This is a genomic window from Fictibacillus sp. B-59209 (genome assembly GCF_036216745.1).
Lineage (GTDB): Bacteria > Bacillota > Bacilli > Bacillales > Fictibacillaceae > Fictibacillus_C > Fictibacillus_C marinisediminis.
The window spans coordinates 13,334-39,070 of record NZ_JARMMC010000022.1; the positions used below are offsets into that span (position 1 = coordinate 13,334).

The 25,737-nt window shown below is 43.7% G+C and carries 35 protein-coding genes; all 35 read right to left on the reverse strand.

The annotated features are described in order from the left end of the window. Positions 1-14: 14 nt before the first annotated feature. Positions 15-380, reverse strand: a complete 366-nt coding sequence (rpsM, locus tag P4361_RS18915; RefSeq protein ID WP_053356176.1) for a 30S ribosomal protein S13 — start codon at positions 378-380, stop codon at positions 15-17. A gap of 19 nt (positions 381-399) precedes the next feature. Further along, positions 400-513, reverse strand: a complete 114-nt coding sequence (rpmJ, locus tag P4361_RS18920; protein ID WP_007203526.1) for a 50S ribosomal protein L36 — start codon at positions 511-513, stop codon at positions 400-402. A 35-nt stretch (positions 514-548) separates the two neighbouring features. Beyond that, positions 549-767 (reverse strand): translation initiation factor IF-1, encoded by a 219-nt coding sequence (gene infA / locus P4361_RS18925; protein WP_007203527.1) that lies wholly within the window; start codon positions 765-767, stop codon positions 549-551. Continuing rightward, on the reverse strand, positions 760-1,044 hold the full coding sequence (locus tag P4361_RS18930; RefSeq protein ID WP_231689176.1) for a KOW domain-containing RNA-binding protein: 285 nt from the start codon (positions 1,042-1,044) through the stop codon (positions 760-762). Before P4361_RS18930 ends, infA begins: the two co-directional genes overlap by 8 nt. Before the next feature lie 53 nt (positions 1,045-1,097). Next, positions 1,098-1,844 (reverse strand): type I methionyl aminopeptidase, encoded by a 747-nt coding sequence (gene map, locus P4361_RS18935; RefSeq protein WP_062240250.1) that lies wholly within the window; start codon positions 1,842-1,844, stop codon positions 1,098-1,100. Continuing rightward, positions 1,841-2,494 (reverse strand): adenylate kinase, encoded by a 654-nt coding sequence (locus P4361_RS18940; protein WP_053356179.1) that lies wholly within the window; start codon positions 2,492-2,494, stop codon positions 1,841-1,843. Before P4361_RS18940 ends, map begins: the two co-directional genes overlap by 4 nt. Before the next feature lie 72 nt (positions 2,495-2,566). After that, positions 2,567-3,868, reverse strand: a complete 1,302-nt coding sequence (gene secY / locus P4361_RS18945; RefSeq protein ID WP_328090537.1) for a preprotein translocase subunit SecY — start codon at positions 3,866-3,868, stop codon at positions 2,567-2,569. Continuing rightward, on the reverse strand, positions 3,868-4,308 hold the full coding sequence (rplO, locus tag P4361_RS18950; RefSeq protein WP_053356181.1) for a 50S ribosomal protein L15: 441 nt from the start codon (positions 4,306-4,308) through the stop codon (positions 3,868-3,870). The genes secY and rplO overlap by 1 nt, the downstream gene beginning before the upstream one ends. Positions 4,309-4,339: 31 nt before the next feature. After that, the gene (gene rpmD / locus P4361_RS18955) at positions 4,340-4,528 is read right to left on the reverse strand and encodes a 50S ribosomal protein L30 (RefSeq protein WP_053356182.1); all 189 of its coding nucleotides are present in this window, start codon (positions 4,526-4,528) and stop codon (positions 4,340-4,342) included. Positions 4,529-4,542: 14 nt separating this feature from the next. Then, positions 4,543-5,043 (reverse strand): 30S ribosomal protein S5, encoded by a 501-nt coding sequence (rpsE, locus tag P4361_RS18960; RefSeq protein ID WP_082316075.1) that lies wholly within the window; start codon positions 5,041-5,043, stop codon positions 4,543-4,545. 14 nt (positions 5,044-5,057) lie between these two features. Next, positions 5,058-5,420: a 50S ribosomal protein L18 gene (rplR, locus tag P4361_RS18965; protein ID WP_091010607.1), complete on the reverse strand. Its 363-nt coding sequence runs from the start codon at positions 5,418-5,420 to the stop codon at positions 5,058-5,060. Between the two features lie 35 nt (positions 5,421-5,455). Further along, positions 5,456-5,995 (reverse strand): 50S ribosomal protein L6, encoded by a 540-nt coding sequence (rplF, locus tag P4361_RS18970; protein ID WP_053356185.1) that lies wholly within the window; start codon positions 5,993-5,995, stop codon positions 5,456-5,458. 28 nt (positions 5,996-6,023) lie between these two features. After that, the gene (rpsH, locus tag P4361_RS18975) at positions 6,024-6,422 is read right to left on the reverse strand and encodes a 30S ribosomal protein S8 (RefSeq protein WP_053356186.1); all 399 of its coding nucleotides are present in this window, start codon (positions 6,420-6,422) and stop codon (positions 6,024-6,026) included. Between the two features lie 32 nt (positions 6,423-6,454). Further along, positions 6,455-6,640 (reverse strand): 30S ribosomal protein S14, encoded by a 186-nt coding sequence (gene rpsN, locus P4361_RS18980; protein WP_007203538.1) that lies wholly within the window; start codon positions 6,638-6,640, stop codon positions 6,455-6,457. A gap of 25 nt (positions 6,641-6,665) precedes the next feature. Next, positions 6,666-7,205 (reverse strand): 50S ribosomal protein L5, encoded by a 540-nt coding sequence (rplE, locus tag P4361_RS18985; protein WP_248251082.1) that lies wholly within the window; start codon positions 7,203-7,205, stop codon positions 6,666-6,668. Between the two features lie 24 nt (positions 7,206-7,229). After that, positions 7,230-7,538: a 50S ribosomal protein L24 gene (gene rplX, locus P4361_RS18990; protein ID WP_053358406.1), complete on the reverse strand. Its 309-nt coding sequence runs from the start codon at positions 7,536-7,538 to the stop codon at positions 7,230-7,232. A gap of 62 nt (positions 7,539-7,600) precedes the next feature. After that, entirely contained in the window at positions 7,601-7,969 is a 369-nt protein-coding gene (gene rplN / locus P4361_RS18995; RefSeq protein ID WP_053356188.1) for a 50S ribosomal protein L14, read from the reverse strand. Positions 7,970-8,013: 44 nt separating this feature from the next. Further along, positions 8,014-8,277 (reverse strand): 30S ribosomal protein S17, encoded by a 264-nt coding sequence (rpsQ, locus tag P4361_RS19000; RefSeq protein ID WP_053356189.1) that lies wholly within the window; start codon positions 8,275-8,277, stop codon positions 8,014-8,016. Between the two features lie 21 nt (positions 8,278-8,298). Continuing rightward, positions 8,299-8,502 (reverse strand): 50S ribosomal protein L29, encoded by a 204-nt coding sequence (gene rpmC / locus P4361_RS19005; RefSeq protein ID WP_053356190.1) that lies wholly within the window; start codon positions 8,500-8,502, stop codon positions 8,299-8,301. Next, complete coding sequence (gene rplP, locus P4361_RS19010) at positions 8,492-8,926, reverse strand: 50S ribosomal protein L16 (RefSeq protein WP_053356191.1); 435 nt, start codon at positions 8,924-8,926, stop codon at positions 8,492-8,494. Before rplP ends, rpmC begins: the two co-directional genes overlap by 11 nt. Positions 8,927-8,928: 2 nt before the next feature. Next, positions 8,929-9,588 carry a 30S ribosomal protein S3 gene (gene rpsC / locus P4361_RS19015; protein ID WP_062240240.1) on the reverse strand — a complete coding sequence of 220 codons (660 nt, stop codon included), beginning with the start codon at positions 9,586-9,588 and terminating at the stop codon, positions 8,929-8,931. 3 nt (positions 9,589-9,591) lie between these two features. Then, a complete protein-coding gene (gene rplV, locus P4361_RS19020; RefSeq protein ID WP_007203546.1) occupies positions 9,592-9,933 on the reverse strand; it encodes a 50S ribosomal protein L22 in 342 nt (113 codons plus the stop codon). Positions 9,934-9,952: 19 nt separating this feature from the next. Further along, positions 9,953-10,231 carry a 30S ribosomal protein S19 gene (rpsS, locus tag P4361_RS19025; RefSeq protein WP_053356193.1) on the reverse strand — a complete coding sequence of 93 codons (279 nt, stop codon included), beginning with the start codon at positions 10,229-10,231 and terminating at the stop codon, positions 9,953-9,955. Between the two features lie 57 nt (positions 10,232-10,288). Continuing rightward, positions 10,289-11,119, reverse strand: a complete 831-nt coding sequence (gene rplB, locus P4361_RS19030; protein ID WP_053356194.1) for a 50S ribosomal protein L2 — start codon at positions 11,117-11,119, stop codon at positions 10,289-10,291. A 28-nt stretch (positions 11,120-11,147) separates the two neighbouring features. Further along, positions 11,148-11,435 (reverse strand): 50S ribosomal protein L23, encoded by a 288-nt coding sequence (rplW, locus tag P4361_RS19035; protein ID WP_053356195.1) that lies wholly within the window; start codon positions 11,433-11,435, stop codon positions 11,148-11,150. Further along, complete coding sequence (rplD, locus tag P4361_RS19040; RefSeq protein ID WP_053356196.1) at positions 11,435-12,058, reverse strand: 50S ribosomal protein L4; 624 nt, start codon at positions 12,056-12,058, stop codon at positions 11,435-11,437. The genes rplW and rplD overlap by 1 nt, the downstream gene beginning before the upstream one ends. Positions 12,059-12,075: 17 nt before the next feature. Beyond that, a complete protein-coding gene (rplC, locus tag P4361_RS19045; RefSeq protein WP_256227838.1) occupies positions 12,076-12,714 on the reverse strand; it encodes a 50S ribosomal protein L3 in 639 nt (212 codons plus the stop codon). Between the two features lie 47 nt (positions 12,715-12,761). Beyond that, on the reverse strand, positions 12,762-13,070 hold the full coding sequence (rpsJ, locus tag P4361_RS19050) for a 30S ribosomal protein S10 (RefSeq protein WP_053356198.1): 309 nt from the start codon (positions 13,068-13,070) through the stop codon (positions 12,762-12,764). A 371-nt stretch (positions 13,071-13,441) separates the two neighbouring features. After that, positions 13,442-14,632: an elongation factor Tu gene (gene tuf, locus P4361_RS19055; RefSeq protein WP_248251079.1), complete on the reverse strand. Its 1,191-nt coding sequence runs from the start codon at positions 14,630-14,632 to the stop codon at positions 13,442-13,444. 113 nt (positions 14,633-14,745) lie between these two features. Next, on the reverse strand, positions 14,746-16,824 hold the full coding sequence (gene fusA / locus P4361_RS19060; protein ID WP_328090539.1) for an elongation factor G: 2,079 nt from the start codon (positions 16,822-16,824) through the stop codon (positions 14,746-14,748). 80 nt (positions 16,825-16,904) lie between these two features. Next, on the reverse strand, positions 16,905-17,375 hold the full coding sequence (gene rpsG, locus P4361_RS19065; protein WP_053356201.1) for a 30S ribosomal protein S7: 471 nt from the start codon (positions 17,373-17,375) through the stop codon (positions 16,905-16,907). A gap of 45 nt (positions 17,376-17,420) precedes the next feature. Further along, positions 17,421-17,843, reverse strand: a complete 423-nt coding sequence (gene rpsL / locus P4361_RS19070; protein WP_053356202.1) for a 30S ribosomal protein S12 — start codon at positions 17,841-17,843, stop codon at positions 17,421-17,423. A gap of 117 nt (positions 17,844-17,960) precedes the next feature. Further along, positions 17,961-18,209 (reverse strand): 50S ribosomal protein L7ae-like protein, encoded by a 249-nt coding sequence (locus P4361_RS19075; RefSeq protein WP_053356203.1) that lies wholly within the window; start codon positions 18,207-18,209, stop codon positions 17,961-17,963. 83 nt (positions 18,210-18,292) lie between these two features. After that, complete coding sequence (gene rpoC, locus P4361_RS19080; RefSeq protein ID WP_328090541.1) at positions 18,293-21,922, reverse strand: DNA-directed RNA polymerase subunit beta'; 3,630 nt, start codon at positions 21,920-21,922, stop codon at positions 18,293-18,295. A gap of 30 nt (positions 21,923-21,952) precedes the next feature. Beyond that, positions 21,953-25,495 carry a DNA-directed RNA polymerase subunit beta gene (rpoB, locus tag P4361_RS19085; protein ID WP_265408952.1) on the reverse strand — a complete coding sequence of 1,181 codons (3,543 nt, stop codon included), beginning with the start codon at positions 25,493-25,495 and terminating at the stop codon, positions 21,953-21,955. Between the last annotated feature and the right edge of the window lie 242 nt (positions 25,496-25,737).

Sequence of the window (25,737 nt, forward strand, 5' to 3'; positions counted from 1 at the left end):
TACCTCCTTTACTCTTACTTTTTCTTATTCGCTACTGTACGACGAGGTCCTTTACGAGTACGAGAGTTGTTCTTCGTATTCTGACCGCGAACTGGAAGACCGCGACGGTGGCGGATCCCACGGTAGCTGCCGATTTCAATAAGACGTTTAATGTTAAGAGACACTTCACGGCGAAGGTCACCTTCAACTTTAATTTTGTCGATCGCTTCACGAATTTTGTTTAATTCATCTTCTGTAAGATCACGAACACGAGTTTCTTCAGATACGCCAGCTTCAGCAAGAACTTGTTGTGCTTTAGCTTTCCCGATTCCAAAGATATATGTTAGTGAAATGACAATACGCTTATCGCGTGGAACGTCCACTCCTGCAATACGTGCCATAATTTAGCACCTCCTTGGATTAACCTTGTTTTTGCTTGTGTTTCGGGTTTTCGCAGATCACCATAACAGTACCTCTACGACGAATAACTTTACATTTTTCACAAATGGGTTTGACTGATGGTCTAACCTTCATCTTTTAAACCTCCTTATGTCACGGAGTACGATTTTTTATTTAAAGCGATACGTTATACGACCACGTGATAAGTCATATGGAGACAATTCTACGGTTACTTTATCCCCTGGTAATATACGAATGTAGTGCATACGGATCTTACCAGAAACGTGCGCTAGAATTTTATGTCCATTCTCAAGCTCCACTCGGAACATGGCGTTTGGCAGTGGTTCGATTACCGTACCTTCTACCTCAATTACATCATCTTTAGCCATCGATATGGTCTCCCTTCTTCAGAGCAATGACTTTCTCGTCGGAAAACTTCGCTACTGCGTACCGTAGTTTGCCATTAGTTACACGGCCTGTTTCAAGAATGCTTCTTGCAACTTCCGGAGAAATAAAATCAAGAAGTTCTAAGTGAATCAGGTTTTTACGTTTGGCGCGATCATATTTGCGTTTATCGCCATCGGCTATAAGTACAAAACGATCATCCAGGATATTTACAATGACACCTAATTTCTCAGCGTCTCTTCCCTTTATGATTCGAACCATCTGACCTATTTGCGGTACCGATTCAGAATCGCTAACCATTATATCACCTTCACCTAGATCTTTGTTAAGATTTCGTAACCTTCCTCCGTAATAGCGATGGTATGTTCGAAGTGAGCACACCATTTGCCATCCGTTGTGACAACCGTCCAGTTATCGGATAATGTTCGAACGTAACGAGATCCAGCATTGATCATCGGCTCAACAGCCAATACCATTCCCTTTTTTAGGATCGGCCCTTTGCCGGGCGGTCCGTAATGAGGAATTTGCGGATCTTCATGCAATTCCTGGCCGACTCCATGACCCACGTACTCTCGTACAACAGAGAACCCTTCAGCTTCTGCATATACTTGAATGTCATGAGAAATGTCTGTTAGTCTGGCACCTGCCTTCGCTTTCTCTAATCCTTTGAATAGAGATTGCTCGGTTACATCGAGAAGCTTTTGAGATTCCTCAGAAATCTCTCCAACCCCGTACGTCCAGGCTGAATCCCCATGATAGCCTTTGTATTTCGCCCCAATATCTAAAGAGATAATGTCGCCATGGTTCAATACACGCCTTCCTGGGATTCCATGTACAAGCTCTTCATTAACGGAAGTACAGATGCTTCCCGTAAATCCATTATAATCCTTGAATGAAGGGATTGCACCCTGGCTGCGAATAAACTTTTCAGCAATGTTATCCAGTTCTTTCGTTGTCACACCAGGTATAATGTGTTTCTTTAACTCTTGGTGAGTTAGGGCAACGATTCTCCCTGCTTCCCGCATGATTTCTATCTCCCGCGGCGTTTTGCAGATAATCATTTTGCCAACCCTCCAATAAGTTTGTTGATATCGTTATACACTTTATTGATTTCCTGATCGCCATCAATGTTCTTGAGGTAACCTTTTTCTTTATAGAAATCAAGCAAAGGTTTGGATTGCTCCATGTTTACTTCCAAGCGGGTACGAACAGTCTCTTCGTTATCATCTTTGCGTTGAATTAATTCAGTGCCGTCCTTGTCACATTTTCCATCCACTTTAGGCGGATTGAAAATCACATGATAAGTGGCTCCGCATTCCGGGCAAACCCGGCGGCCAGTCAACCGCTGCATCAATTTATCTGTATCAACAGAAATATTGAGTACATAATCAATCTGGCGTTCCAAATCGCGAAGAATTTCCTCAAGCGCTTCAGCTTGAGCAACAGTACGAGGGAAACCATCAAGCAGGAATCCTTTTTCACAGTCATCTTTGGCAAGACGTTCACGGACAATTCCGATCGTTACATCATCCGGAACCAAGTTGCCGGAATCCATATATGACTTTGCCTTCAGACCGAGAGGAGTACCTTCTTTTATCGCTGCGCGAAACATATCTCCAGTAGAAATATGAGGAATTCCGTACTGTTCAACAATTTGTTCTGCCTGTGTCCCTTTACCGGCACCAGGCAATCCCATTAATACAAGATACATCTAATCCCTCCATACGTCACTAATCTAGTCAATAGACTGAGGGTTTGGGAAGAAAAGGCTCTTCCCTTTCCTCTACTTAATGAAGCCTTTGTAATGCCGTTTGATCAACTGGCTTTCAATCTGCTTCATCGTGTCTAATGCCACACCTACAACAATCAGTATGCTCGTTCCGCCAATTCGGATAGAAGGCGGAAGGTTAAGCCCTGGAATTGCTGTAAAGATTACCGGGAGAATAGCGATCAACGCAAGGAATAGAGATCCTACAAAAGTTAATCGATATAAAATTTTCGTAATATACGCCTGAGTGTTAGCTCCTGGACGAATGCCGGGAATATAACCGCCCTGTTTCTTCAAGTTGTCTGCCATTTGTTCTGGGTTGACTTGAATGAAAGTATAGAAGTACGAAAATCCAATAATTAAAAGCGCATATATAATCATTCCGACTGGCTGGGTGTAGTCAAACGTATTGACAATCCATTTGGTCACACTGTTTTGCTCGAAAAAGCCGGCAACCGTACGCGGAGTGATAATCAAGGAAATCGCAAAGATAACCGGGATAACTCCTGCTGCATTGACTTTGATCGGCAAGTGCGTGGATTGACCGCCAACAGGCTTATTTCCGACGACTCGTTTTGCATACTGAATCGGGATTTTACGCAAACCTTGTTGAATAAAGATAACGCCGACAACAACTAAGATAATAGCGATCAGTAACAGAAGTACAGTTACAATATGCATAAACAGCTGATCGTTTGCGCCTTTGAATTGCGCTGCATATATCTGGTTAACTGCTGTAGGAATAGCTGCGACAATCCCCGCGAAAATGAGAACGGAAATCCCATTTCCAATTCCCTTAAGGGTAATCTGCTCACCTAACCACATCAAGAAGGCAGTTCCTGCAGTCAATACTAACGCAATAAACAAATACGTCATGATTCCCGGATCTGAGATCAGCCCAGGGAACAGGTTGTTAAAACCTATTGACATCCCTACAGCTTGGATAAAGCCGAGGACAATCGTTCCGTACCTGGTGAACTGAGCCAGCTTGCGTCGGCCCACTTCCCCTTGTTTACTCCACTCCGTAAATTTAGGAACCACATCCATCTGAAGCAGCTGAACAATGATTGATGCTGTAATGTATGGCATGATACCCATTGCAAAGATGGAGAAGTTTTTTAATGCTCCACCACCGAACGTGTTCAAGAATCCAAAAATACTTGCGTTATTTTCAGTGCCAAACTTGAGAACTTCGCGATTCACACCTGGAACAGGAATAAATGTTCCGATCCTGAAAACGATCAGCATCAAGAGTGTAAAAAGAATCTTGTTTCTCAGATCACCCACACGCATAATGTTGGAGATTGTCCGGAACATTAGATCACCTCAGTTTTTCCGCCGGCTGCTTCAATAGCTTCTTTAGCAGAAGCAGAGAATTTGTGGGCCTTAACTGTAAGCTTAACTCCTAACTTGCCATTTCCTAGAACTTTAATGCCGCTATTTTCTTTGCTTACTACGCCAGTTTCGATAAGAAGTTCTGGAGTTACCTCTGTTCCTTCTTCAAAACGAGCAAGTTTTTCAAGATTAACAATTGAGTACTCTTTACGAGTTGGGTTTGTGAATCCACGTTTAGGCAAACGACGTGCTAATGGATTTTGTCCACCCTCAAATCCCGGACGAACTCCTCCACCAGAACGAGCCTTTTGTCCTTTGTGACCACGTCCACTGGTTTTACCATTTCCTGATCCGATACCGCGTCCTACACGGTTGCGTGTTGAACGGGATCCTTCAGCTGGTTTCAACTCATGAAGTTTCATCTGAGCACCTCCTCATGATTTATTTATCGTTTTACGCGTCGATTTCAGTAACAGTTAAAAGGTGAGATACCTTGTTAACCATTCCACGGATTGCTGCGTTATCTTCGTGAACAACCGTTTGATGCATTTTTCTAAGACCTAGAGTCTTAACAGTTACACGCTGATTCTCAGGACGACCGATAACACTGCGTGTGAGGGTGATTTCTAATTTCTTAGCCATCTACTATTCCCTCCTTAACCTAAAAGCTCTTCTACTGATTTGCCGCGAAGTTTCGCAACGTCCTCAGCGCGTTTAAGATTTCTTAATCCTTCGATCGTAGCACGCACCATGTTGATCGGGTTGTTAGATCCAAGAGATTTAGAAAGAATATCGCCAACACCAGCAAGTTCTAGTACCGCACGGACAGGTCCGCCCGCGATAACTCCAGTACCCTCAGAAGCAGGCTTAAGCAATACTTTTCCTGCGCCAAATTGTCCTGTAATTTGGTGAGGGATCGTTGTACGAACAACTGGTACTGTAATAAGATTTTTCTTTGCGTCTTCAATTGCTTTACGGATAGCATCTGGTACTTCTTGTGCTTTACCAGTACCAAATCCGACATGACCATTTTTGTCACCAACGACAACGACTGCAGCAAAGCGGAAACGACGTCCACCTTTTACAACCTTCGCTACACGGTTGACCGTTACGACACGTTCTTCAAGTTCAAGTTTATTAGGGTCGATACGCATCAGTTTCCCTCCTTCTATTAAAATTCTAACCCAGCCTCACGGGCTGCATCAGCTAATGCTTTTACACGTCCATGATATAGATATCCGCCACGGTCGAATACTACTGATTTAACGCCTTTTTCTGCACCGCGTTTAGCAATGGCTTCGCCAATTGCCTTAGCAGCTTCAACGTTACCGCCGTTTTTAACATCAACGCCTTTATCTAATGAAGAGGCAGATGCGATTGTAACTCCGTTTTGATCATCGATCAGTTGAGCATAAATATGCTTGGTAGAACGGAATACGTTCAAACGAGGACGTTGTGCTGTTCCGATTACAGAGCGGCGAACACGAGCATGTCTTTTTTTACGAGCGACATTTTTATCCGCTTTAGTGATCATCCTATGCACTCCTTTCCGCTAACTTCTTAACGGCCTTATTTACCAGTCTTACCTTCTTTGCGTCGTACAAACTCACCTTCATAACGGATACCTTTACCTTTGTAAGGCTCAGGAGCACGTACTGAACGGATGTTTGCTGCGATTTCGCCAACGCGTTCTTTATCGATACCTTTAACAATTACTTTCGTGTTAGAAGGAACATCAATGTCAATTCCTTTTTCAGGAACGATTTCTACTGGATGAGAGTATCCAACGTTAAGGATAAGTTTGTTACCAGACTTAGAAGCACGGTAACCTACACCAATGATATCTAGTGCTCTTTCATATCCAGTTGTAACACCAACAACCATGTTGTTAAGTACGCTTCTAGTTGTTCCGTGTAAAGCACGATGTTCTTTGTGATCGCTCGGGCGCTCAAAAGTGATTGTGCTTTCAGCCACATTGATTTTAATATCGTTGTGGAATTTACGAGTTAGTTCACCCTTAGGACCTTTAACAGTGACAAGGTTGTTCTCCTTCAAATCAACTGTTACGCCGCTTGGGATTTCAACAGGTTTATTACCTATGCGAGACATAATGACACCTCCATTCGCTGCTTAATTTTTACCAAACGTATGCTAATACTTCGCCGCCGACTTGTTGCTGGCGAGCTTCTTTGTCAGTTAGAACGCCTTTAGAAGTGGATACTAGCGCAATCCCCAATCCTCCAAGTACTCGTGGAAGTTCAGTTGATTTTGCATAAACACGTAGTCCAGGCTTACTGATTCGTTTAAGACCAGTAATTACACGTTCATTGTTAGAACCGTATTTAAGGAAGATGCGAATCATCCCTTGTTTATTATCTTCAATGTATTCCACATCACGTACAAAGCCTTCACGCTTGAGGATTTCTGCGATTTCTTTCTTAATCGTTGAGCCAGGAACCTCTAATTTATCGTGACGAACAGTGTTAGCGTTGCGAATACGAGTAAGCATATCTGCAATTGGATCTGTCATGACCATTGATATTTACCTCCTTCCCTTTGTTCAGGGTATTACCAGCTGGCTTTTTTAACACCAGGAATTTGACCTTTATAAGCAAGTTCTCTAAAGCAAATACGGCATAGTTTAAACTTGCGGATTACTGAATGAGGACGCCCGCATCGTTCACAGCGAGTGTATTCCTGCACTTTGAACTTTTGCTGGCGTTGTTGCTTAGCAATCATAGATTTCTTTGCCACGGGTTTACCTCCTTTGGCTTAAAGATTATTTTTGGAAAGGCATTCCTACTTGAGTCAATAGCTCACGTGCCTCTTCGTCCGTGTTGGCAGTCGTTACGATAACGATGTCCATACCGCGAACTTTGTTAACTTTATCATAATCGATCTCCGGGAAGATCAATTGTTCTTTTACACCAAGAGTGTAGTTACCACGGCCATCAAAAGCTTTCTTTGAAATACCACGGAAGTCACGAACACGTGGAAGTGTAACAGAGATTAGTTTGTCTAAGAAATCAAACATGCGTTCTCCGCGAAGAGTTACTTTTGTACCGATCGGCATCCCTTCACGAAGCTTGAAGCCTGCGATAGATTTCTTAGCACGAGTGATTACTGGCTTTTGACCAGCGATAGCTGTTAGCTCTTCAACTGCTGTGTCCAATACTTTAGAGTTGGAAACTGCGTCACCAACACCCATGTTGATTACAATTTTTTCGATCTTTGGAACTTCCATTACAGAAGTGTAGTTAAACTTCTCTACTAGAGAAGGAACAATCTCACTTTTATAACGCTCTTGTAGACGGTTCATCAAGATGCCCTCCTTTCACTGCTATTATTTATCTAAAACTTCACCTGATTTAGCTACACGAACTTTTTTACCATCGACTTCTTTGTGACCTACACGGGTAGGAGCACCAGTCTTTGGATCAAGAGGCATTACGTTAGAAACGTGAACCGGAGCTTCTTGGCTTACGATTCCACCTTGTGGATTAGCCTGAGACGGTTTCGCGTGTTTCTTAACGATATTAACGCCTTCTACAAGGACACGATTTTGTTTCGGATAAGCTTCAAGAATTACTCCTTGTTTGCCTTTATCCTTACCAGAAATCACTTGTACTTTATCGCCTTTTTTTACATGCATTGGCATGAGCGTGTTGCACCTCCTTACAAGCCTACTTTTTGAGCCTTGCATTCTATTGATAATTAAAGTACTTCTGGAGCAAGTGATACGATCTTCATGAATTGTTTGTCACGAAGTTCACGTGCAACTGGTCCAAAAATACGAGTACCACGAGGACCCTTGTCATCACGAACGATTACTGCTGCGTTTTCGTCAAAACGGATGGAAGATCCATCGTTACGGCGCATTCCGCGTTTCGTACGAACAACAACCGCTTTAACGACATCACCTTTCTTAACAACGCCGCCTGGTGTTGCAGATTTTACAGAACAGACGATGATGTCACCAACGTTTGCGTATTTACGTCCAGAACCACCAAGAACTTTAATACAAAGTAACTCACGAGCACCTGAGTTGTCAGCTACTTTTAAACGAGTCTCTTGTTGAATCATGCGAATTGACCTCCTTTCGGATACATTTTCGATCCGAACATATATTAAATAACTACTGCTACTTCAACCACTTCTACTAAACGGAAACGTTTGTCTTTAGAAAGCGGACGAGTTTCCATGATTCTTACCATATCATTTACTCTTGCAGTGTTGTTTTCATCATGAGCTTTAAATTTCTTAGAGTACTTAACACGCTTGTTATATAAAGGGTGTTTTTTGTAAGTCTCTACAAGCACAGTGATTGTTTTGTCCATCTTGTCAGATACAACACGGCCAACATAAACTTTACGCTGGTTACGTTCACTCATTGTGCGAACCTCCTCTCAATGTTAAGCGTTAGTAATCCCTAGCTCTCTTTCACGTAAAACAGTTTTTGCACGGGCAATTGCTTTACGAACTTCACGAATGCGGGCAGGGTTTTCTAATTGACCTGTAGCTAGTTGAAAGCGAAGATTGAAAAGCTCTTCTTTCAAAGACTTAGCGTTTTGTTCAATTTCAGCAGTGGTCAAGTTACGGATATCATTAGCCTTCATTAGTGTCACCACCCACTTCTTCGCGTTTTACAAATTTACATTTCACAGGAAGCTTGTGTGCAGCAAGACGAAGTGCTTCGCGAGCTACTTCTTCGGATACACCAGCGATTTCAAACATGATTTTTCCTGGTTTTACTACAGCAACCCAACCTTCAGGCGCCCCTTTACCAGAACCCATTCGGACTTCTAGCGGTTTAGCTGTATAAGGTTTAGATGGGAAAATTTTAATCCATACTTTACCGCCACGCTTCATGTAACGAGTCATCGCGATACGAGCTGCTTCGATCTGGCGGTTTGTGATCCAAGATGCTTCAACAGCTTGCAAACCATATTCGCCGAATGCTACTTCAGCTCCGCCTTTTGCACGTCCGCGCATTTTCCCGCGGTGTTCACGGCGGTATTTAACACGTTTTGGCAATAACATAATTATTTGCCTCCTTCCGCTTTTTTCGTTCCTCTTGTTGGAAGGACTTCCCCACGGTAGATCCAGATTTTAACGCCGATTTTACCGTAAGTTGTGTCTGCTTCTGCAGTTCCGTAGTCGATGTCTGCACGAAGGGTATGAAGAGGAACAGTTCCTTCACTGTAAGATTCTGAACGAGCGATATCTGCTCCACCAAGACGTCCTGATACTTCTGTCTTGATTCCTTTTGCTCCAGCACGCATAGAACGTTGGATCGATTGCTTCATTGCACGACGGAAAGACACACGGTTTTCCAATTGACGAGCAATATTTTCAGCAACAAGCTTAGCATCAACATCAGCTTGCTTGATTTCAAAGATGTTTACATGTACTCGCTTGCCAGTTAGTTCGTTAAGTGCTTTACGAAGTGCTTCGACTTCAGTACCACCCTTACCGATAACCATACCAGGCTTAGCAGTTTTGATCGTGATGTTTACGCGGTTAGCTGCACGTTCGATTTCAACGCCGGATACAGCCGCGTCTTTTAAACGCTTTTCGATATAATTACGAATTTTAAGATCTTCGTGTAATAGATCAGCATAGTCTTTGTCAGCGTACCACTTTGACTCCCAGTCACGGATGACGCCAATACGTAGTCCTATCGGATTTACTTTTTGACCCACGTCTTATCCCTCCTTCTTTTCAGAAACAACGATAGTGATGTGGCTAGTACGCTTGTTAATACGGCTTGCACGTCCCATTGCACGAGGACGGAAACGTTTTAACGTAATGCCTTCATCTACGAATGCAGATGATACCACAAGGTTGTTTGGTTCCATTTCATAGTTGTGTTCCGCGTTTGCGATAGCAGACTTTAACACCTTTTCAATCACTGGAGAAGCAGCTTTTGGTGTTAGGCGTAAGATCGCAAGTGCTTCGCCTACTTGCTTACCTCGAATCAGATCGATAACAATTCTAGCCTTACGAGGAGCAATACGCACTTGTTTAGCAACAGCTTTTGCTTGCATTTTGTGTACCTCCCCTCAATTAACGTCTTGTTTTCTTATCATCAGCGGCATGACCTTTGTAAGTACGAGTTGGTGCAAATTCACCCAACTTATGTCCGACCATGTCTTCTGTAACATAAACCGGCACATGCTTACGTCCATCATATACTGCTAATGTGTGTCCGATGAATTCCGGGAAAATTGTAGAACGGCGAGACCAAGTTTTAACAACTTTTTTGTCATTAGTTTCGTTCAAGCCTTCAACTTTTTTCATTAAGTGGTCATCAACAAAAGGTCCTTTTTTCAAACTGCGACCCATACGTGAACCTCCCTTCGCGACTGCGCTACGGTTCGATTGAACCGTAGAACAAACACGTTATTTTTTACGACGGCGTACGATGTACTTGTCGGTTGTTTTGTTTTTCTTACGAGTCTTGTAGCCAAGAGTCGGTTTGCCCCATGGTGACATTGGTGATTTACGTCCGATTGGAGCGCGTCCTTCACCACCACCGTGTGGGTGATCGTTAGGGTTCATTACAGAACCACGAACTGTTGGACGGATACCCATCCAGCGAGAGCGACCTGCTTTACCTACGTTAACAAGTTCATGCTCAAGGTTACCTACTTGACCGATTGTTGCACGGCAAGTTAGAAGGATCATACGAACTTCTCCAGAGCCTAAACGAACAAGAGCATACTTTTCTTCTTTACCAAGAAGTTGAGCTTCAGCACCAGCAGAACGAGCAAGCTGTCCGCCTTTGCCAGGTTTTAGCTCGATGTTGTGGATTGTAGAACCTACAGGAATGTTCGCTAGTGGAAGTGCATTCCCTACTTTAATGTCAGCGCCAACGCCAGACATGATTTCTTGGCCTACTTTAAGTCCTTTAGGAGCTAGGATGTAACGTTTTTCACCATCAACATAGTTGATTAGCGCGATGTTTGCAGTACGGTTTGGATCATACTCGATTGTAGCAACGCGTCCTGGTATTCCATCTTTGTTGCGTTTAAAGTCGATGATTCTGTATTTACGCTTGTGCCCACCGCCTTGGTGACGAACAGTAAGTTTACCTTGGTTGTTGCGTCCGGCTTTTTTGCTTAGTGGTGCAAGCAATGATTTTTCTGGTTTGTCAGTAGTAATTTCAGCAAAGTCAAGCTGAGTCATACCACGGCGACCGTTAGTGATCGGTTTAAACTTTTTGATACCCATTTGTGTTTCCCTCCTTTACTTGTTGATCTTAAACTCCTTCAAAGAAGTCCAATTCTTTGCTTCCTGGAGTTAAAGTAATGATTGCTTTTTTACGTTTTGAAGTATAACCAGTATGACGACCTACACGTTTGAATTTCCCTTTGTAGTTCGCAGTGTTTACTGATGCAACTTTAATTCCGAAAATGTCTTCCAACGCAATTTTGATTTGAGTCTTTGTTGCGCGAGTGTCAACTTCGAAAGTGTATTTTCCGTCAGCCATAATTTCAGTAGAACGCTCTGTAATTACGGGGCGCTTAATAATATCACGTGCATCCATTATGCAAGCACCTCCTCTACTTTTTCCACAGCGTCTCTTGTCATAACAAGCTTGTCGTGGTTAAGCACATCAAGCACATTAACACCAGTTGCTGTAACAACAGTTACACCAGGGATGTTACGAGCAGATAAAGCAACAAATTCGTTGAAATCTCCTGTCACAACAAGTGCTTTGCGATCTGCGGATAGATTTGTCAGTACTTGCTTCATGTCTTTAGTCTTTGGAGCATCCAAAGAAAGAGCATCAAGAACTACTAGGTTATTATCGATTACCTTTGAAGAAAGTGCAGATTTAATAGCTAAACGGCGAACTTTCTTAGGCAATTTGTAAGAATAGCTTCTTGGCGTTGGTCCGAAAACGACTCCACCGCCTACCCATTGCGGAGAACGGATTGAACCTTGACGAGCACGTCCAGTTCCTTTTTGTCTCCATGGTTTGCGTCCGCCACCGGCAACTTCAGAACGGTTTTTCACGTCGTGGTTACCTTGACGAAGTGACGCTTGCTGCATGATTACAGCATCAAATAATACATTTTGGTTTGGTTCAATACCGAAAACGGAAGCATTAAGCTCTAAATCGCCAGCTTGAGAACCATCTTGTTTGTAAATAGCTACTTTAGGCATCGATGTATCCTCCCTTCTTATTTAGCTTCTTTAGCTTTTACAGCTGCATTGATTGTAACGTAGCTCTTTTTCGCACCAGGTACGTTACCTTTGATTAGAAGTAAGTTGCGCTCAGCATCAACTTTAACAACTTCTAGGTTTTGAACAGTAATTGTATCTCCGCCTGTACGTCCAGGTAGGTTTTTACCTTTGAATACACGGTTAGGGTCAACTGCACCCATAGAACCAGGACGACGGTGGTAACGGGAACCGTGGCTCATAGGTCCGCGGGATTGTCCGTGGCGTTTAATTACACCTTGGAATCCTTTACCTTTTGATGTTCCGGTTACGTCTACAACGTCACCTTCTGCGAAAATATCTACCTTGACTTCCTGACCAACTTCAAAATCCGCGCCTTGTACATTGCGGAATTCTTTAACGAAGCGCTTAGGGTTTGTGTTAGCTTTAGCAGCATGCCCTTTTGCAGGCTTGTTCACACGGCTTTCTTTCTTATCATCAAATCCTAATTGGATTGCTTCGTAACCGTCGTTTTCAGCAGTTTTCTTTTGAAGAACAACGTTTGGAGTAACTTCAACTACAGTAACTGGGATAAGATCACCGTTCTCTGCAAATACTTGAGTCATTCCTACTTTTTTACCTAAGATTCCTTTGGCCATTAGTCACACCTCCTATTGATTGTTTAAAATTTTTTATATGTTAATTCTTATAGTTTGATTTCAATGTCAACGCCAGATGGAAGATCCAAACGCATTAATGAATCAACAGTTTGCGGCGTTGGTTCGATGATATCGATCAAACGCTTATGAGTACGCATTTCGAACTGCTCACGAGAATCCTTATATTTGTGCACCGCACGCAGGATTGTGTAAATAGCTTTTTCAGTTGGAAGCGGAATTGGTCCGGATACTTTTGCACCAGAACGTTTTGCTGTCTCAACAATTTTCTCAGCAGATTGATCAAGAATTCTGTGATCATATGCTTTTAATCGAATACGAATCTTTTGCTTTGCCATTATTTTCCCTCCTTTATTCGCCCATTTTGATAAACAGACATTACTCCCACGGAAATTTAACCTGACAGACATCCGCCATGGCAATGGGGCCGGGTGTGTCAGCAACCTTCCGGATCATCGCAAATGAATGACCAACATTACTTATTATAGTAAAAACAGCTGCCCATTGCAAGCTATTCTTATAAATATTTTCATCAGCCGCACACTTTTTCTATTATAGGCCCTCAACCCTGTAAAAGCAAGGTCTGATCGGGAATTACCAATAATAAAAAAACGGGTTTCTTCTATATAAATAAAACACAGCTAAGCCTTCTGTTTTAAGGAACATAAAAAAAGCATCCCATAAAGGGATGCTTTTTTGAGAAATGAACTTACGCTTGGATAGATGCTACTACTCCAGCGCCTACTGTACGTCCACCTTCACGAATAGAGAACTTAGTTCCTTCTTCGATCGCGATTGGAGCGATTAGTTCAACAGTCATTTCGATGTTGTCTCCAGGCATAACCATTTCAGTTCCTTCTGGAAGTTGGATGATACCAGTTACGTCAGTTGTACGGAAGTAGAACTGAGGACGGTAGTTAGAGAAGAATGGAGTATGACGTCCACCCTCTTCTTTAGAAAGTACGTATACTTCTGATTTGAATTTAGTGTGAGCTTTAACAGTTCCTGGCTTAGCAAGAACTTGTCCACGCTCAACATCGTCACGGGAAACCCCACGAAGAAGTGCACCGATGTTGTCACCAGCTTCAGCATAGTCAAGAAGTTTACGGAACATTTCAACACCAGTTACAGTTGTTGATTTTGGCTCTTCAGTAAGACCAAGGATCTCGATAACGTCTCCGACTTTAACTTGTCCACGCTCAACACGTCCAGTAGCAACAGTACCACGGCCAGTGATTGAGAATACGTCCTCAACAGGCATCATGAATGGTTTTTCAGTGTCACGTGGAGGAGTTGGGATGTACTCGTCAACTGCGTCCATAAGTTCGATGATTTTAGCTTCCCACTCAGCGTCTCCTTCAAGAGCTTTAAGAGCAGAACCTTTGATTACAGGAACATCGTCTCCTGGGAAATCGTACTCAGAAAGAAGGTCACGAACTTCCATTTCAACTAGTTCAAGAAGCTCTTCGTCGTCAACCATATCACATTTGTTCAAGAATACTACTAGGTAAGGTACACCTACTTGACGAGAAAGAAGGATGTGCTCACGAGTTTGTGGCATTGGGCCGTCAGCAGCAGATACTACTAGGATCCCTCCGTCCATTTGTGCAGCACCAGTGATCATGTTTTTAACATAGTCAGCATGTCCTGGGCAGTCTACGTGTGCATAGTGACGAGTGTCAGTTTCGTACTCAACGTGTGCAGTTGAGATTGTGATACCACGCTCACGCTCTTCTGGAGCACCGTCGATTTGGTCGTAAGCCATAGCTTGACCTTTACCAGATTTTTTTGCAAGTACAGAAGTAATTGCAGCTGTTAAAGTTGTTTTACCGTGGTCAACGTGTCCGATTGTACCAATATTCGCATGCGTTTTGGAACGATCAAATTTCTCTTTAGCCATGAGAAAGATTCCTCCTTAATATGTGTAAAAGTTTAATTTTTTTATTTAAAACAGACAGGTTGTCTGCCTATTTTAGATTACATGAAAAGCTAGCTTGTTACAACTGTCAACAATTATTGGCCAGTTGATTTTTTAATGATTTCTTCTGAAATTGATTTTGGTACTTCTTCGTAGTGATCAAAGTGCATGGAGTAAGTTCCACGTCCTTGTGTACGAGAACGAAGAGATGTAGCGTAACCAAACATTTCAGCAAGTGGAACCATCGCTTTAACAACTTGAGCGTTACCGCGAGCTTCCATACCCTCAACACGTCCGCGTCGGGAAGTTACGTCACCCATAATGTCTCCCATGTACTCTTCAGGAACAACCACTTCAACTTTCATGATCGGCTCAAGGATAGCAGGGTCACATTTTGCTTTCGCGTTTTTAAGTGCCATTGATCCGGCAATTTTAAACGCCATTTCGTTGGAGTCAACGTCATGGTATGAACCGTCAACGATTCTTGCTTTAAGATCAAGCAATGGGAATCCTGCAAGCATACCATTTTTCATTGATTCTTCAATACCGGCTTGTACCGCTGGGATGTATTCACGAGGAACAACACCACCGACGATTTTGTTTTCGAATACGAATCCAGATCCTTCTTCACCTGGTTCGAATTCGATCCAAACGTGACCGTATTGTCCACGACCACCGGACTGACGTACGAACTTACCTTCAACTTTAGCCGCTTGGCGGATTGTTTCACGGTAAGCAACCTGTGGAGCACCTACGTTAGCTTCAACTTTGAATTCACGTTTCATACGGTCAACAAGGATGTCAAGGTGAAGTTCACCCATTCCGCCGATGATCGTTTGTCCTGTTTCTTCGTCAGTTTCAGTTCTGAATGTAGGATCTTCCTCAGCAAGTTTCGCAAGGGCCATACCCATTTTATCTTGGTCAGCTTTAGATTTAGGCTCGATAGACAAGTGGATTACCGGCTCAGGGAATACCATAGATTCTAGGATAACTTGGGATTTCTCATCACAGAGAGTATCACCAGTTGTTGTATCTTTCAAACCTACAGCTGCTGCGATATCACCAGCATATACTACAGAGATCTCTTCACGGTGGTTCGCATGCATTTGAAGGATACGTCCAACGCGCTCACGCTTGCCTTTTGTAGAGTTCTGTACATATGAACCTGAGTTCAATGTTCCGGAGTATACGCGGAAGAATGTAAGTTTACCGACATAAGGGTCAGTCATAACTTTAAATGCCAATGCAGAGAATGGAGCATCGTCGCTTGATTCGCGAGTTACTTCTTCTTCAGAATCAGGAAGAGTACCCTTGATTGCTTCTACATCGACTGGAGCTGGCAAGTAGTCAAGAACAGCATCCAGCATAAGCTGAACACCTTTGTTCTTAAATGCAGATCCACAGATTACAGGAAAGAATTCAACGTTTACAGTTCCTTGACGGATAGCTGCTTTGATTTCTTCGTTTGTAATCTCTTCGCCTTCTAAGTACTTCATCATCAATTCTTCATCAAGCTCAGCTACCGCTTCGATAAGCTTTCCACGGTACTCTTCCGCTTGCTCTTGATATTCAGCAGGAATTTCGCCTACTTCAATGTCAGTTCCAAGGTCGTTTCCGTAGAATACAGCTTTCATCTCGATTAGGTCGATGATTGCCTCAAATTGGTCTTCAGCACCGATAGGAAGCTGAATAGGGTGCGCATTTGCACCAAGACGGTCATGAAGAGTCTTTACAGAGTAAAGGAAGTCAGCACCGATCTTGTCCATTTTGTTAACGAATACTACACGGGGAACCCCGTAAGTTGTTGCTTGACGCCATACTGTTTCAGTTTGCGGTTCAACCCCAGACTGAGCATCGAGTACAGCTACAGCTCCGTCTAATACACGCAATGAACGTTCTACTTCTACTGTAAAGTCTACGTGTCCAGGAGTATCAATGATGTTGATACGGTGACCTTTCCACTGAGCAGTTGTTGCAGCGGAAGTAATTGTGATTCCGCGCTCTTGTTCCTGCTCCATCCAGTCCATTTGTGAAGCTCCTTCATGAGTTTCACCAATTTTATGGATACGACCTGTATAGTATAGTACACGTTCAGTTGTCGTTGTTTTACCAGCATCGATGTGAGCCATGATACCGATATTACGCGTATTTTTTAAGGAGAATTCTCTTGCCATGAATTTCTCTCCTTCCTATACATAGGAAAATGATTTTTTATAGTGTGATAGAGACAGTTAAGAAACTGTCTCTTGAGTTTTTACCAGCGGTAGTGAGCAAACGCTTTGTTCGCTTCTGCCATTTTGTGCATATCTTCACGCTTCTTCACTGATGCTCCAGCATTGTTAGCAGCATCCATGATTTCGTTAGCAAGACGTTCTTCCATTGTCTTTTCCCCACGAAGACGAGCGTAGTTTGTTAACCAGCGAAGTCCTAGAGTCGTACGGCGCTCAGGGCGAACTTCAACTGGAACTTGGTAGTTAGCTCCACCAACACGGCGGGCACGAACTTCAAGTACAGGCATGATGTTCTTAAGAGCTTGTTCGAATACTTCCATAGGTTCTGTGTTTGTACGTTCTTTGATAATGTCAAATGCATTATAAAGAATGGTTTGTGCTACTCCTCTTTTACCGTCAATCATAATTTTGTTGATTAGACGAGTTACAAGTTTAGACTTGTAAATTGGATCAGGCAACACATCACGACGAGATACAGGTCCTTTACGAGGCATTGTGTCCCCTCCTTTCTCCTATTTATTTACGCATTATTTAAAAGCTTACTTTTTAGCAGCTTTAGGACGCTTAGTTCCGTATTTAGAACGGCCTTGCATACGGTTGTTAACACCAGCGGTATCAAGCGCACCACGAACGATGTGGTAACGTACCCCTGGTAAGTCTTTTACACGTCCGCCACGGATCAACACTACGCTATGCTCTTGAAGGTTGTGCCCGATCCCAGGGATGTAAGCAGTCACTTCAATTCCATTGGTTAAACGTACACGAGCGTATTTACGAAGAGCCGAGTTCGGTTTCTTCGGTGTCATCGTACCAACACGAGTACATACTCCACGTTTTTGCGGAGAGGAAACGTTGGTTTGAGCTTTTTTGAAGCTGTTGTAGCCTTTGTTAAGAGCTGGAGAGTCAGATTTTTTACCTTTTGACTCACGGCCTTTACGAACCAATTGATTAATTGTAGGCATTTGTTTTTTCCTCCTTTCCTTACGTTTTTCTAAGACCACTGAACCAGGTGGTTCATCTTTGGACAAAAGAAAGTTTTTGCGAGAGGCCACGCGGGTGACGTCGCAAAAACATTTATTTTATCCTTTTATCGCAACAGTTGCGGCTCCAACATCAATTCCGCAAGCTTTGCCAAGCTTTTTCATGGAATCGACTCTCGTAATCGGGACAAGTCTTTCCTGTGCAATCTGTAATACTTTACCGGTTACACGAGGGTCAGCATCATCGGCAACGACGAGCTCTTTAACTTCCCCGTTTTGCAAAGCCTTAATGGTTTGCTTAGTTCCTACGATAAAATCAGAAGCCTGTGTCACTTTTTCATAAGACATCGTTATATCCTCCAAAGTAACAATTCTTAGGAGCACTCAGATATAATATCACTGTTGTGCTCCCAATGTCAACACTTCTCTTATTAATCTTGTGAGACTAGCTCTGTTGCTGTTGCTTCGTGATCAGCAGTTTCACTTTCTTCTGTTGATACAGGAGAATCCATTCCTACATTTCTGTAAAGGGACATTCCAGTACCAGCCGGGATCAGCTTACCGATGATTACGTTCTCTTTCAATCCGAGCAATTCATCACGTTTACCTTTGATTGCTGCATCTGTCAGGACACGTGTTGTTTCCTGGAAGGATGCTGCAGACAAGAACGATTCAGTTTCAAGAGATGCTTTGGTAATACCAAGCAATACAGGGCGTCCTGTAGCAGGAATGCCGCCTTGAAGAAGAACCTTTCTGTTCACATCGGTAAAGGCGTGAATATCCATCAATGCGCCTGGCAGAACATCAGTGTGGCCGGCATCAATGATACGGACTTTACGAAGCATCTGGCGAACCATTACCTCTACGTGTTTGTCGCCAATTTCTACCCCTTGCATACGGTATACTTTTTGAACTTCACGCAGCAAGTATTCTTGAACGCCTTCTGCACCTTTAACTTTGATCAATTCTTTCGGGTCGATTGAACCTTCAGTAAGAACTTGCCCTGCAACCACAGCATCGCCTTCTGCAACTTTAATGCGCGCGCCGTATGGCACAGTGTAAGATCTAGTTTCAATCTCACCTTGAACAAGGATTTCACGCTTCTCTTTAGACTCATTAATATTGATCACTGTACCTTCAAGCTCAGAGATTAGCGCCTGACCTTTCGGGTTACGTGCTTCAAACAACTCCTGGATACGCGGTAAACCTTGAGTGATATCGTCTCCTGCTACACCGCCTGTATGGAAGGTACGCATTGTAAGCTGTGTTCCTGGCTCCCCGATTGATTGGGCAGCGATGATACCGACAGCTTCACCGACTTCAACATCAGATCCTGTTGCCAGGTTGCGTCCGTAACATTTTTTACAAACACCGTGACGGGTATCACAAGTAAATACTGAACGAAGCGTTACTTCTTCAATTCCTGCATCAACTACTGCTGCTGCTGAATCTTCCGTAATTTGCTCGTTTTTGCTGACAAGAACCTCGTTTGTTTCCGGGTGGTACACTGTTCTGAACACTGTACGCCCGACTAAACGCTCGTATAGGTTCTCGATTACTTCATTGCCTTCTTTAATAGCCGCAACTGTTAGACCACGGTCCGTTCCACAGTCATCTTCACGGACGATAACGTCCTGAGCTACGTCTACAAGACGGCGAGTCAAGTAACCTGAGTCAGCTGTTTTAAGTGCTGTATCGGCAAGACCTTTACGCGCACCATGTGTAGAGATAAAGTATTCGAGTACCGTCAGACCTTCACGGAAACTGGACTTGATCGGCAATTCGATGATTTTACCAGCCGGGTTGGCCATGAGACCACGCATACCGGCAAGCTGTGTAAAGTTAGATGCGTTACCACGGGCACCAGAGTCACTCATCATGAAGATTGGGTTTCTCTTATCAAGGGTAAGCATTAGTTTTTGCTGAATCTCATCCTTCGCCTGGCTCCAGATGTTGATGACACGCTCATAACGCTCGTCTTCTGTAATCAGACCGCGGCGGAACTGTTTCGTTACCGTAGTAACTTTTTCTTCAGCTGCGGATAGGATGACTTGTTTCTCAGGCAATACGACGATGTCAGAAACACCAACGGTAATCCCTGCTTTTGTTGAATATTTGAATCCAAGCTCTTTCATACGGTCAAGCATCTTGGATGTTTCAGTAATTTTGAATCGTTTGAACACTTCTGCAATGATTTTACCGAGAATTCCTTTTTTAAACGGATCTACTTCATCATGCTTAGCGATTTCTTCTTTGATGTTCGCAGCTTGAGGAAGGAAATACTTCTCAGGCGTTTCAATTTGCAGGTTAGCTGTTGTTGGCTCGTTGATGTATGGGAATGACTCAGGAAGAATCTCGTTAAAGAGAAGTTTTCCGACAGTCGTCATTAACATCATATTTTGCTGGTGTTCTTTAAATGAAGGCTTGTTTAAAGTGGATACCGGAACAGCAATACGGGTATGAAGATGGACATAGCCATTTTCGTACGCAACGATTGCTTCGTTCGCATCTTTAAACACAGACCCTTCACCAATCGCACCTGCACGCTCCATCGTAAGGTAGTAGTTACCCAGTACCATATCCTGAGATGGTGTAACAACCGGTTTACCATCTTTCGGGTTCAAGATGTTTTGTGCAGCCAGCATAAGAATGCGTGCCTCAGCTTGAGCTTCAGCTGATAAAGGTACGTGAACCGCCATTTGGTCACCATCAAAGTCAGCGTTGTAAGCTGTACATACGAGTGGGTGAAGACGGATAGCGCGTCCTTCAACCAGTGTAGGTTCGAACGCCTGGATCCCTAGTCTGTGAAGAGTCGGGGCACGGTTCAGCAATACCGGATGCTCTCTGATTACATCTTCAAGAACATCCCATACTTCCGGCTGAACACGTTCAACCTTGCGTTTCGCGCTCTTAATGTTATGAGCAAGACCTTTGGCAACAAGCTCTTTCATAACGAAAGGCTTGAAGAGCTCAAGTGCCATTTCCTTAGGAAGACCGCATTGGTACATCTTAAGGTGAGGACCTACTACGATAACGGAACGGCCAGAGTAGTCAACACGCTTACCAAGAAGGTTTTGACGGAAACGGCCTTGTTTCCCTTTTAACATATGGGATAGTGATTTTAGCGGACGGTTACCAGGACCTGTTACAGGACGGCCGCGTCGTCCGTTGTCGATTAGAGCATCTACCGCTTCTTGAAGCATACGTTTTTCATTCTGTACGATGATATTCGGCGCACCTAAATCCAAAAGACGCTTCAAACGGTTATTACGGTTAATAACACGGCGGTACAAGTCATTCAAGTCAGATGTTGCAAAACGTCCTCCGTCAAGCTGCACCATTGGGCGAAGCTCAGGCGGAATTACAGGAAGAACATCCAGGATCATCCAGAACGGTTCGTTGCCGGAATGACGGAACGCTTCAAGCACTTCAAGACGCTTGATTGCACGGGTACGACGCTGTCCCTGTGCAGTTTTCAGCTCTTCTTTCAGCTGATCGACTTCTTTTACAAGGTCGATGTCTTCAAGAAGGCGTCTGATGGCTTCTGCGCCCATTTGTGCAGTAAACCCTTGACCGTATTTTTCACGGTATGAACGGTATTCTTTTTCAGAAAGCAGCTGCTTTTTCTCCAGCGGCGTTTCACCCGTATCTGTCACCACGTAAGATGCAAAGTAAATAACTTCTTCCAGTGCTCTTGGAGACATATCGAGTACAAGACCCATACGGCTTGGTATTCCTTTGAAATACCAAATGTGCGAAACAGGTGCAGCAAGTTCGATGTGACCCATACGGTCACGTCGAACTTTAGCACGAGTTACTTCTACGCCACAGCGATCACATACGACACCTTTATAGCGGACACGTTTGTATTTTCCGCAATGGCATTCCCAGTCCTTTTGAGGTCCGAAAATACGTTCACAGAACAAACCGTCTTTTTCAGGCTTAAGTGTACGATAGTTGATCGTTTCTGGTTTTTTCACTTCTCCTCTTGACCAAGAACGGATCTTATCAGGAGAAGCGAGGCCTATTTTCATATACTCAAAATTGTTTACGTCTATCAAGGAGCAAACCTCCCTTATGATATCCTGTTTTTATTCACTTACAGTGTAAGATTCAAGATTTAAATTAAGCTTTTCACTTGCTTGATCTTCTTCATCATCAAGCTCGCGCATTTCAATTTCCTTATCGTCACCGGACATGATCTTAACGTCCATTCCGAGTGATTGAAGCTCTTTGATCAATACTTTGAATGATTCAGGAACTCCAGGTTCTGGTACGTTCTCACCCTTGACGATGGCTTCGTATGTTTTCACACGGCCCACAACATCATCGGATTTGACGGTAAGAATTTCTTGAAGAGTATAAGCAGCACCATATGCTTCGAGTGCCCAAACCTCCATCTCACCGAAACGCTGTCCACCGAACTGTGCCTTACCACCGAGCGGCTGCTGGGTAACAAGGGAGTATGGTCCAGTAGAACGTGCGTGAAGTTTGTCATCGACCATGTGAGCCAGTTTGATCATGTACATGACACCAACTGAAACACGGTTGTCAAACGGAACTCCAGTTCTTCCGTCATAAAGAACGGTTTTACCATCTCGGGCCATTCCCGCTTCTTCAATGGTTGCCCAAACATCTTCTTCACGTGCACCGTCAAATACCGGTGTTGCCATGTGAACGCCAAGCTGTCTTGCAGCCATACCAAGGTGAAGCTCAAGCACCTGGCCGATGTTCATACGGGAAGGTACACCCAGAGGGTTCAACATGATATCAATAGGTGTTCCATCTGGAAGGAACGGCATATCTTCTTCCGGCATGATGCGGGAGATTACACCTTTATTTCCGTGGCGGCCCGCCATCTTATCTCCTTCGTGAATCTTACGCTTCTGTACGATATAAGCACGCACCAGCTGATTCACTCCTGGAGGAAGCTCGTCGCCGTCTTCACGGTTAAATACTTTAACATCCAGAATGATTCCATCTCCGCCGTGAGGCACACGAAGTGATGTATCACGGACTTCACGCGCTTTTTCACCAAAGATCGCGTGAAGAAGGCGTTCTTCAGCTGTAAGTTCAGTAACCCCTTTAGGTGTAACTTTACCTACGAGGATGTCTCCATCTTTCACTTCCGCACCGATACGAATAATTCCACGGTCATCCAGATTGCGAAGAGCTTCTTCCCCTACGTTCGGGATATCTCTTGTAATCTCTTCCGGACCTAATTTCGTATCACGGGCTTCTGATTCATATTCTTCAATATGGATGGATGTGTATACATCATCTTTTACCAGTCGTTCGCTCATGATGACCGCATCTTCATAGTTATAGCCTTCCCATGTCATGAAGCCGACAAGAACGTTTCGCCCAAGAGCGAGTTCTCCTTTTTCCATGGATGGTCCGTCTGCAAGAATTTCTCCTTTAACTACACGGTCGCCTTTACTGACAATCGGACGCTGGTTATAGCAAGTTCCTTGGTTGGAACGTATGAATTTAAGGCAGTTGTAGCGGTCAAGCTGACCTTCTACTTCTTTCCCGTCAATAGTTTCAATGCGGCGTACTTGGACTTGTTTCGCGGTAACCTTCTCAACAATTCCTTCGTATTTACAGATAACAGCCGCACCAGAATCTTTTGCAGACACATGCTCCATTCCTGTTCCGACGACTGGTGCTTCCGGTACCATTAGAGGAACCGCTTGACGCTGCATGTTCGCACCCATCAGTGCACGGTTGGAGTCATCATTTTCAAGGAAAGGAATACAAGCTGTAGCGGCGGATACGACCTGTTTCGGTGATACGTCCATATAGTCGATGCGATCGCGTCTGACAATGGTGTTTTCACCACGGAAACGTGCGATGACGTCTTCGTTCAGGAATTCCCCGTCTTCACCAAGAAGGGAGTTCGCCTGTGCTACCACATAGTTGTCTTCTTCATCAGCTGTCAGGTAATCGATTCTTCCTGTTACTTTACCAGTCTCAGGATCTACACGGCGATATGGTGTTTCAATAAAGCCGTACTCGTTTACTTTTGCATAGCTTGATAATGAGTTGATCAAACCGATATTCGGTCCCTCAGGTGTTTCAATCGGACACATACGGCCATAGTGGGAGTAGTGAACGTCACGGACTTCGAACCCTGCGCGCTCACGCGTAAGTCCGCCGGGCCCTAGGGCTGAAAGACGGCGTTTATGCGTAAGTTCTGCAAGTGGGTTGGTCTGGTCCATAAACTGAGAAAGCTGAGAGCTTCCGAAGAACTCTTTGATCGCAGCAATAACAGGGCGAATATTGATCAGTGCCTGTGGTGTAATCGCATTTGTATCTTGTATCGACATACGTTCGCGAACAACACGTTCCATACGGGACAGCCCGATGCGGAACTGATTTTGGAGAAGCTCGCCCACAGAGCGCAAGCGGCGGTTTCCAAGGTGGTCAATATCATCTGTATTACCAACACTATGAAGCAAGTTGAAGAAGTAGTTAATAGATGCAATGATGTCAGAAACCGTAATGTTCTTAACTGATTTCTCAACATAAGCATTGCCAATTACTTTAATAACGCGCTCTCCATCAGCATCATCCGGAGCATAAATGTTAATAGACTGAAGCGGAATATCCTGATCTTCAGCTACCCCGCCTGCCGGAGTCACATGACGGAAACCAATGCCGTTCTCAAGATAAGGAAGTATCTTGTCCAGTGTACGGCGGTCGAGTAGTGTCCCTGCTTCAGCAAGCACTTCGCCCGTTTCTGGATCAGCCAGGGTTTCAGCCAGCTTTTGGTTGAATAAGCGGTTTTTAATATGAAGCTTTTTATTGATTTTATAACGTCCTACACTTGCAAGATCATAACGCTTCGGATCAAAGAAGCGTGAGTCTAACAAACTCTTGGCGTTATCAACAGTAGGAGGTTCGCCGGGGCGAAGGCGCTCATAGATTTCTAGGAGTGCCTTTTCCGTACCTTCTGTATTGTCTTTATCAAGGGTATTTCTTAAATACTCATCTTCCCCAAGCAAGTCGATGATTTCTTGATCAGACCCAAACCCTAATGCGCGAAGCAATACGGTAATAGGAATTTTCCTAGTGCGGTCAATGCGCACATATACTATATCTTTGGCGTCTGTTTCGAACTCAAGCCAGGCACCTCGGTTTGGTATAACAGTGGCAGTGAAACCCTTTTTACCGTTTTTATCAATCTTTTCACTGTAATAGACACTTGGTGAACGAACAAGCTGGGAAACAATTACACGTTCAGCACCGTTGATCACAAACGTGCCTGTATCTGTCATTAACGGGAAATCTCCCATAAATACTTCTTGCTCTTTCACTTCGCCAGTCTCTTTATTAATGAGACGCACCTTTACACGAAGCGGCGCAGCATAAGTTACATCACGCTCTTTTGATTCTTCCACAGGATACTTTGGCTCTCCGAGGCTATAGTCAATAAACTCTAGCACGAGATTTCCAGTGAAATCTTCAATCGGCGAAATGTCCTGGAACATTTCACGCAGTCCCTCATCAAGAAACCATTGATAGGAAGCAGTTTGAATTTCGATTAAGTTCGGTAATTCAAGCACTTCGCTAATTCTTGCGTAACTTCTTCGTTGGCGGTGGCGTCCAAACTGAACTAGTTGACCTGTCAACTGATTCACCCCTCAAATCCAGCGTTTTTTCTTGTTCCTATATACTCTAACATTCTATTATTGAATGTCAGAAAGACAAAAAGAAAAAGGGTTTTTATAAAAACCACAATTTCAATCGAGCAACAGATTATATAATTTTGTCCAAATTCTTCTCTTGATATACCTTAAAAGGTTATAATATCGAGGTTTTTTCTGCATTTGAACACAAGGGCAGAAAATGTGAATTCATTGGCATTTTATAA

Coding starts and splice junctions, on each gene's coding strand:
- rpsM (WP_053356176.1), bottom strand. CDS start 380: ATGGCACGTATTGCAGGAGTGGACGTTCCACGCGATAAGCGTATTGTC.
- rpmJ (WP_007203526.1), bottom strand. CDS start 513: ATGAAGGTTAGACCATCAGTCAAACCCATTTGTGAAAAATGTAAAGTT.
- infA (WP_007203527.1), bottom strand. CDS start 767: ATGGCTAAAGATGATGTAATTGAGGTAGAAGGTACGGTAATCGAACCA.
- P4361_RS18930 (WP_231689176.1), bottom strand. CDS start 1,044: ATGGTTCGAATCATAAAGGGAAGAGACGCTGAGAAATTAGGTGTCATT.
- map (WP_062240250.1), bottom strand. CDS start 1,844: ATGATTATCTGCAAAACGCCGCGGGAGATAGAAATCATGCGGGAAGCA.
- P4361_RS18940 (WP_053356179.1), bottom strand. CDS start 2,494: ATGTATCTTGTATTAATGGGATTGCCTGGTGCCGGTAAAGGGACACAG.
- secY (WP_328090537.1), bottom strand. CDS start 3,868: ATGTTCCGGACAATCTCCAACATTATGCGTGTGGGTGATCTGAGAAAC.
- rplO (WP_053356181.1), bottom strand. CDS start 4,308: ATGAAACTTCATGAGTTGAAACCAGCTGAAGGATCCCGTTCAACACGC.
- rpmD (WP_053356182.1), bottom strand. CDS start 4,528: ATGGCTAAGAAATTAGAAATCACCCTCACACGCAGTGTTATCGGTCGT.
- rplR (WP_091010607.1), bottom strand. CDS start 5,420: ATGATCACTAAAGCGGATAAAAATGTCGCTCGTAAAAAAAGACATGCT.
- rplF (WP_053356185.1), bottom strand. CDS start 5,995: ATGTCTCGCATAGGTAATAAACCTGTTGAAATCCCAAGCGGCGTAACA.
- rpsH (WP_053356186.1), bottom strand. CDS start 6,422: ATGGTCATGACAGATCCAATTGCAGATATGCTTACTCGTATTCGCAAC.
- rplE (WP_248251082.1), bottom strand. CDS start 7,205: ATGAACCGTCTACAAGAGCGTTATAAAAGTGAGATTGTTCCTTCTCTA.
- rplX (WP_053358406.1), bottom strand. CDS start 7,538: ATGCATGTAAAAAAAGGCGATAAAGTACAAGTGATTTCTGGTAAGGAT.
- rplN (WP_053356188.1), bottom strand. CDS start 7,969: ATGATTCAACAAGAGACTCGTTTAAAAGTAGCTGACAACTCAGGTGCT.
- rpsQ (WP_053356189.1), bottom strand. CDS start 8,277: ATGAGTGAACGTAACCAGCGTAAAGTTTATGTTGGCCGTGTTGTATCT.
- rpmC (WP_053356190.1), bottom strand. CDS start 8,502: ATGAAGGCTAATGATATCCGTAACTTGACCACTGCTGAAATTGAACAA.
- rplP (WP_053356191.1), bottom strand. CDS start 8,926: ATGTTATTGCCAAAACGTGTTAAATACCGCCGTGAACACCGCGGGAAA.
- rplV (WP_007203546.1), bottom strand. CDS start 9,933: ATGCAAGCAAAAGCTGTTGCTAAACAAGTGCGTATTGCTCCTCGTAAG.
- rpsS (WP_053356193.1), bottom strand. CDS start 10,231: ATGGGTCGCAGTTTGAAAAAAGGACCTTTTGTTGATGACCACTTAATG.
- rplB (WP_053356194.1), bottom strand. CDS start 11,119: ATGGGTATCAAAAAGTTTAAACCGATCACTAACGGTCGCCGTGGTATG.
- rplW (WP_053356195.1), bottom strand. CDS start 11,435: ATGGATGCACGTGATATTATTAAGCGCCCCGTAATTACAGAGCGTTCT.
- rplD (WP_053356196.1), bottom strand. CDS start 12,058: ATGCCTAAAGTAGCTATTTACAAACAAGATGGTTCTCAAGCTGGCGAT.
- rplC (WP_256227838.1), bottom strand. CDS start 12,714: ATGGCCAAAGGAATCTTAGGTAAAAAAGTAGGAATGACTCAAGTATTT.
- rpsJ (WP_053356198.1), bottom strand. CDS start 13,070: ATGGCAAAGCAAAAGATTCGTATTCGATTAAAAGCATATGATCACAGA.
- tuf (WP_248251079.1), bottom strand. CDS start 14,632: ATGGCTAAAGAGAAATTTGATCGTTCCAAAACGCATGCGAATATTGGT.
- fusA (WP_328090539.1), bottom strand. CDS start 16,824: ATGGCAAGAGAATTCTCCTTAAAAAATACGCGTAATATCGGTATCATG.
- rpsG (WP_053356201.1), bottom strand. CDS start 17,375: ATGCCTCGTAAAGGACCTGTATCTCGTCGTGATGTGTTGCCTGATCCA.
- rpsL (WP_053356202.1), bottom strand. CDS start 17,843: ATGCCTACAATTAATCAATTGGTTCGTAAAGGCCGTGAGTCAAAAGGT.
- P4361_RS19075 (WP_053356203.1), bottom strand. CDS start 18,209: ATGTCTTATGAAAAAGTGACACAGGCTTCTGATTTTATCGTAGGAACT.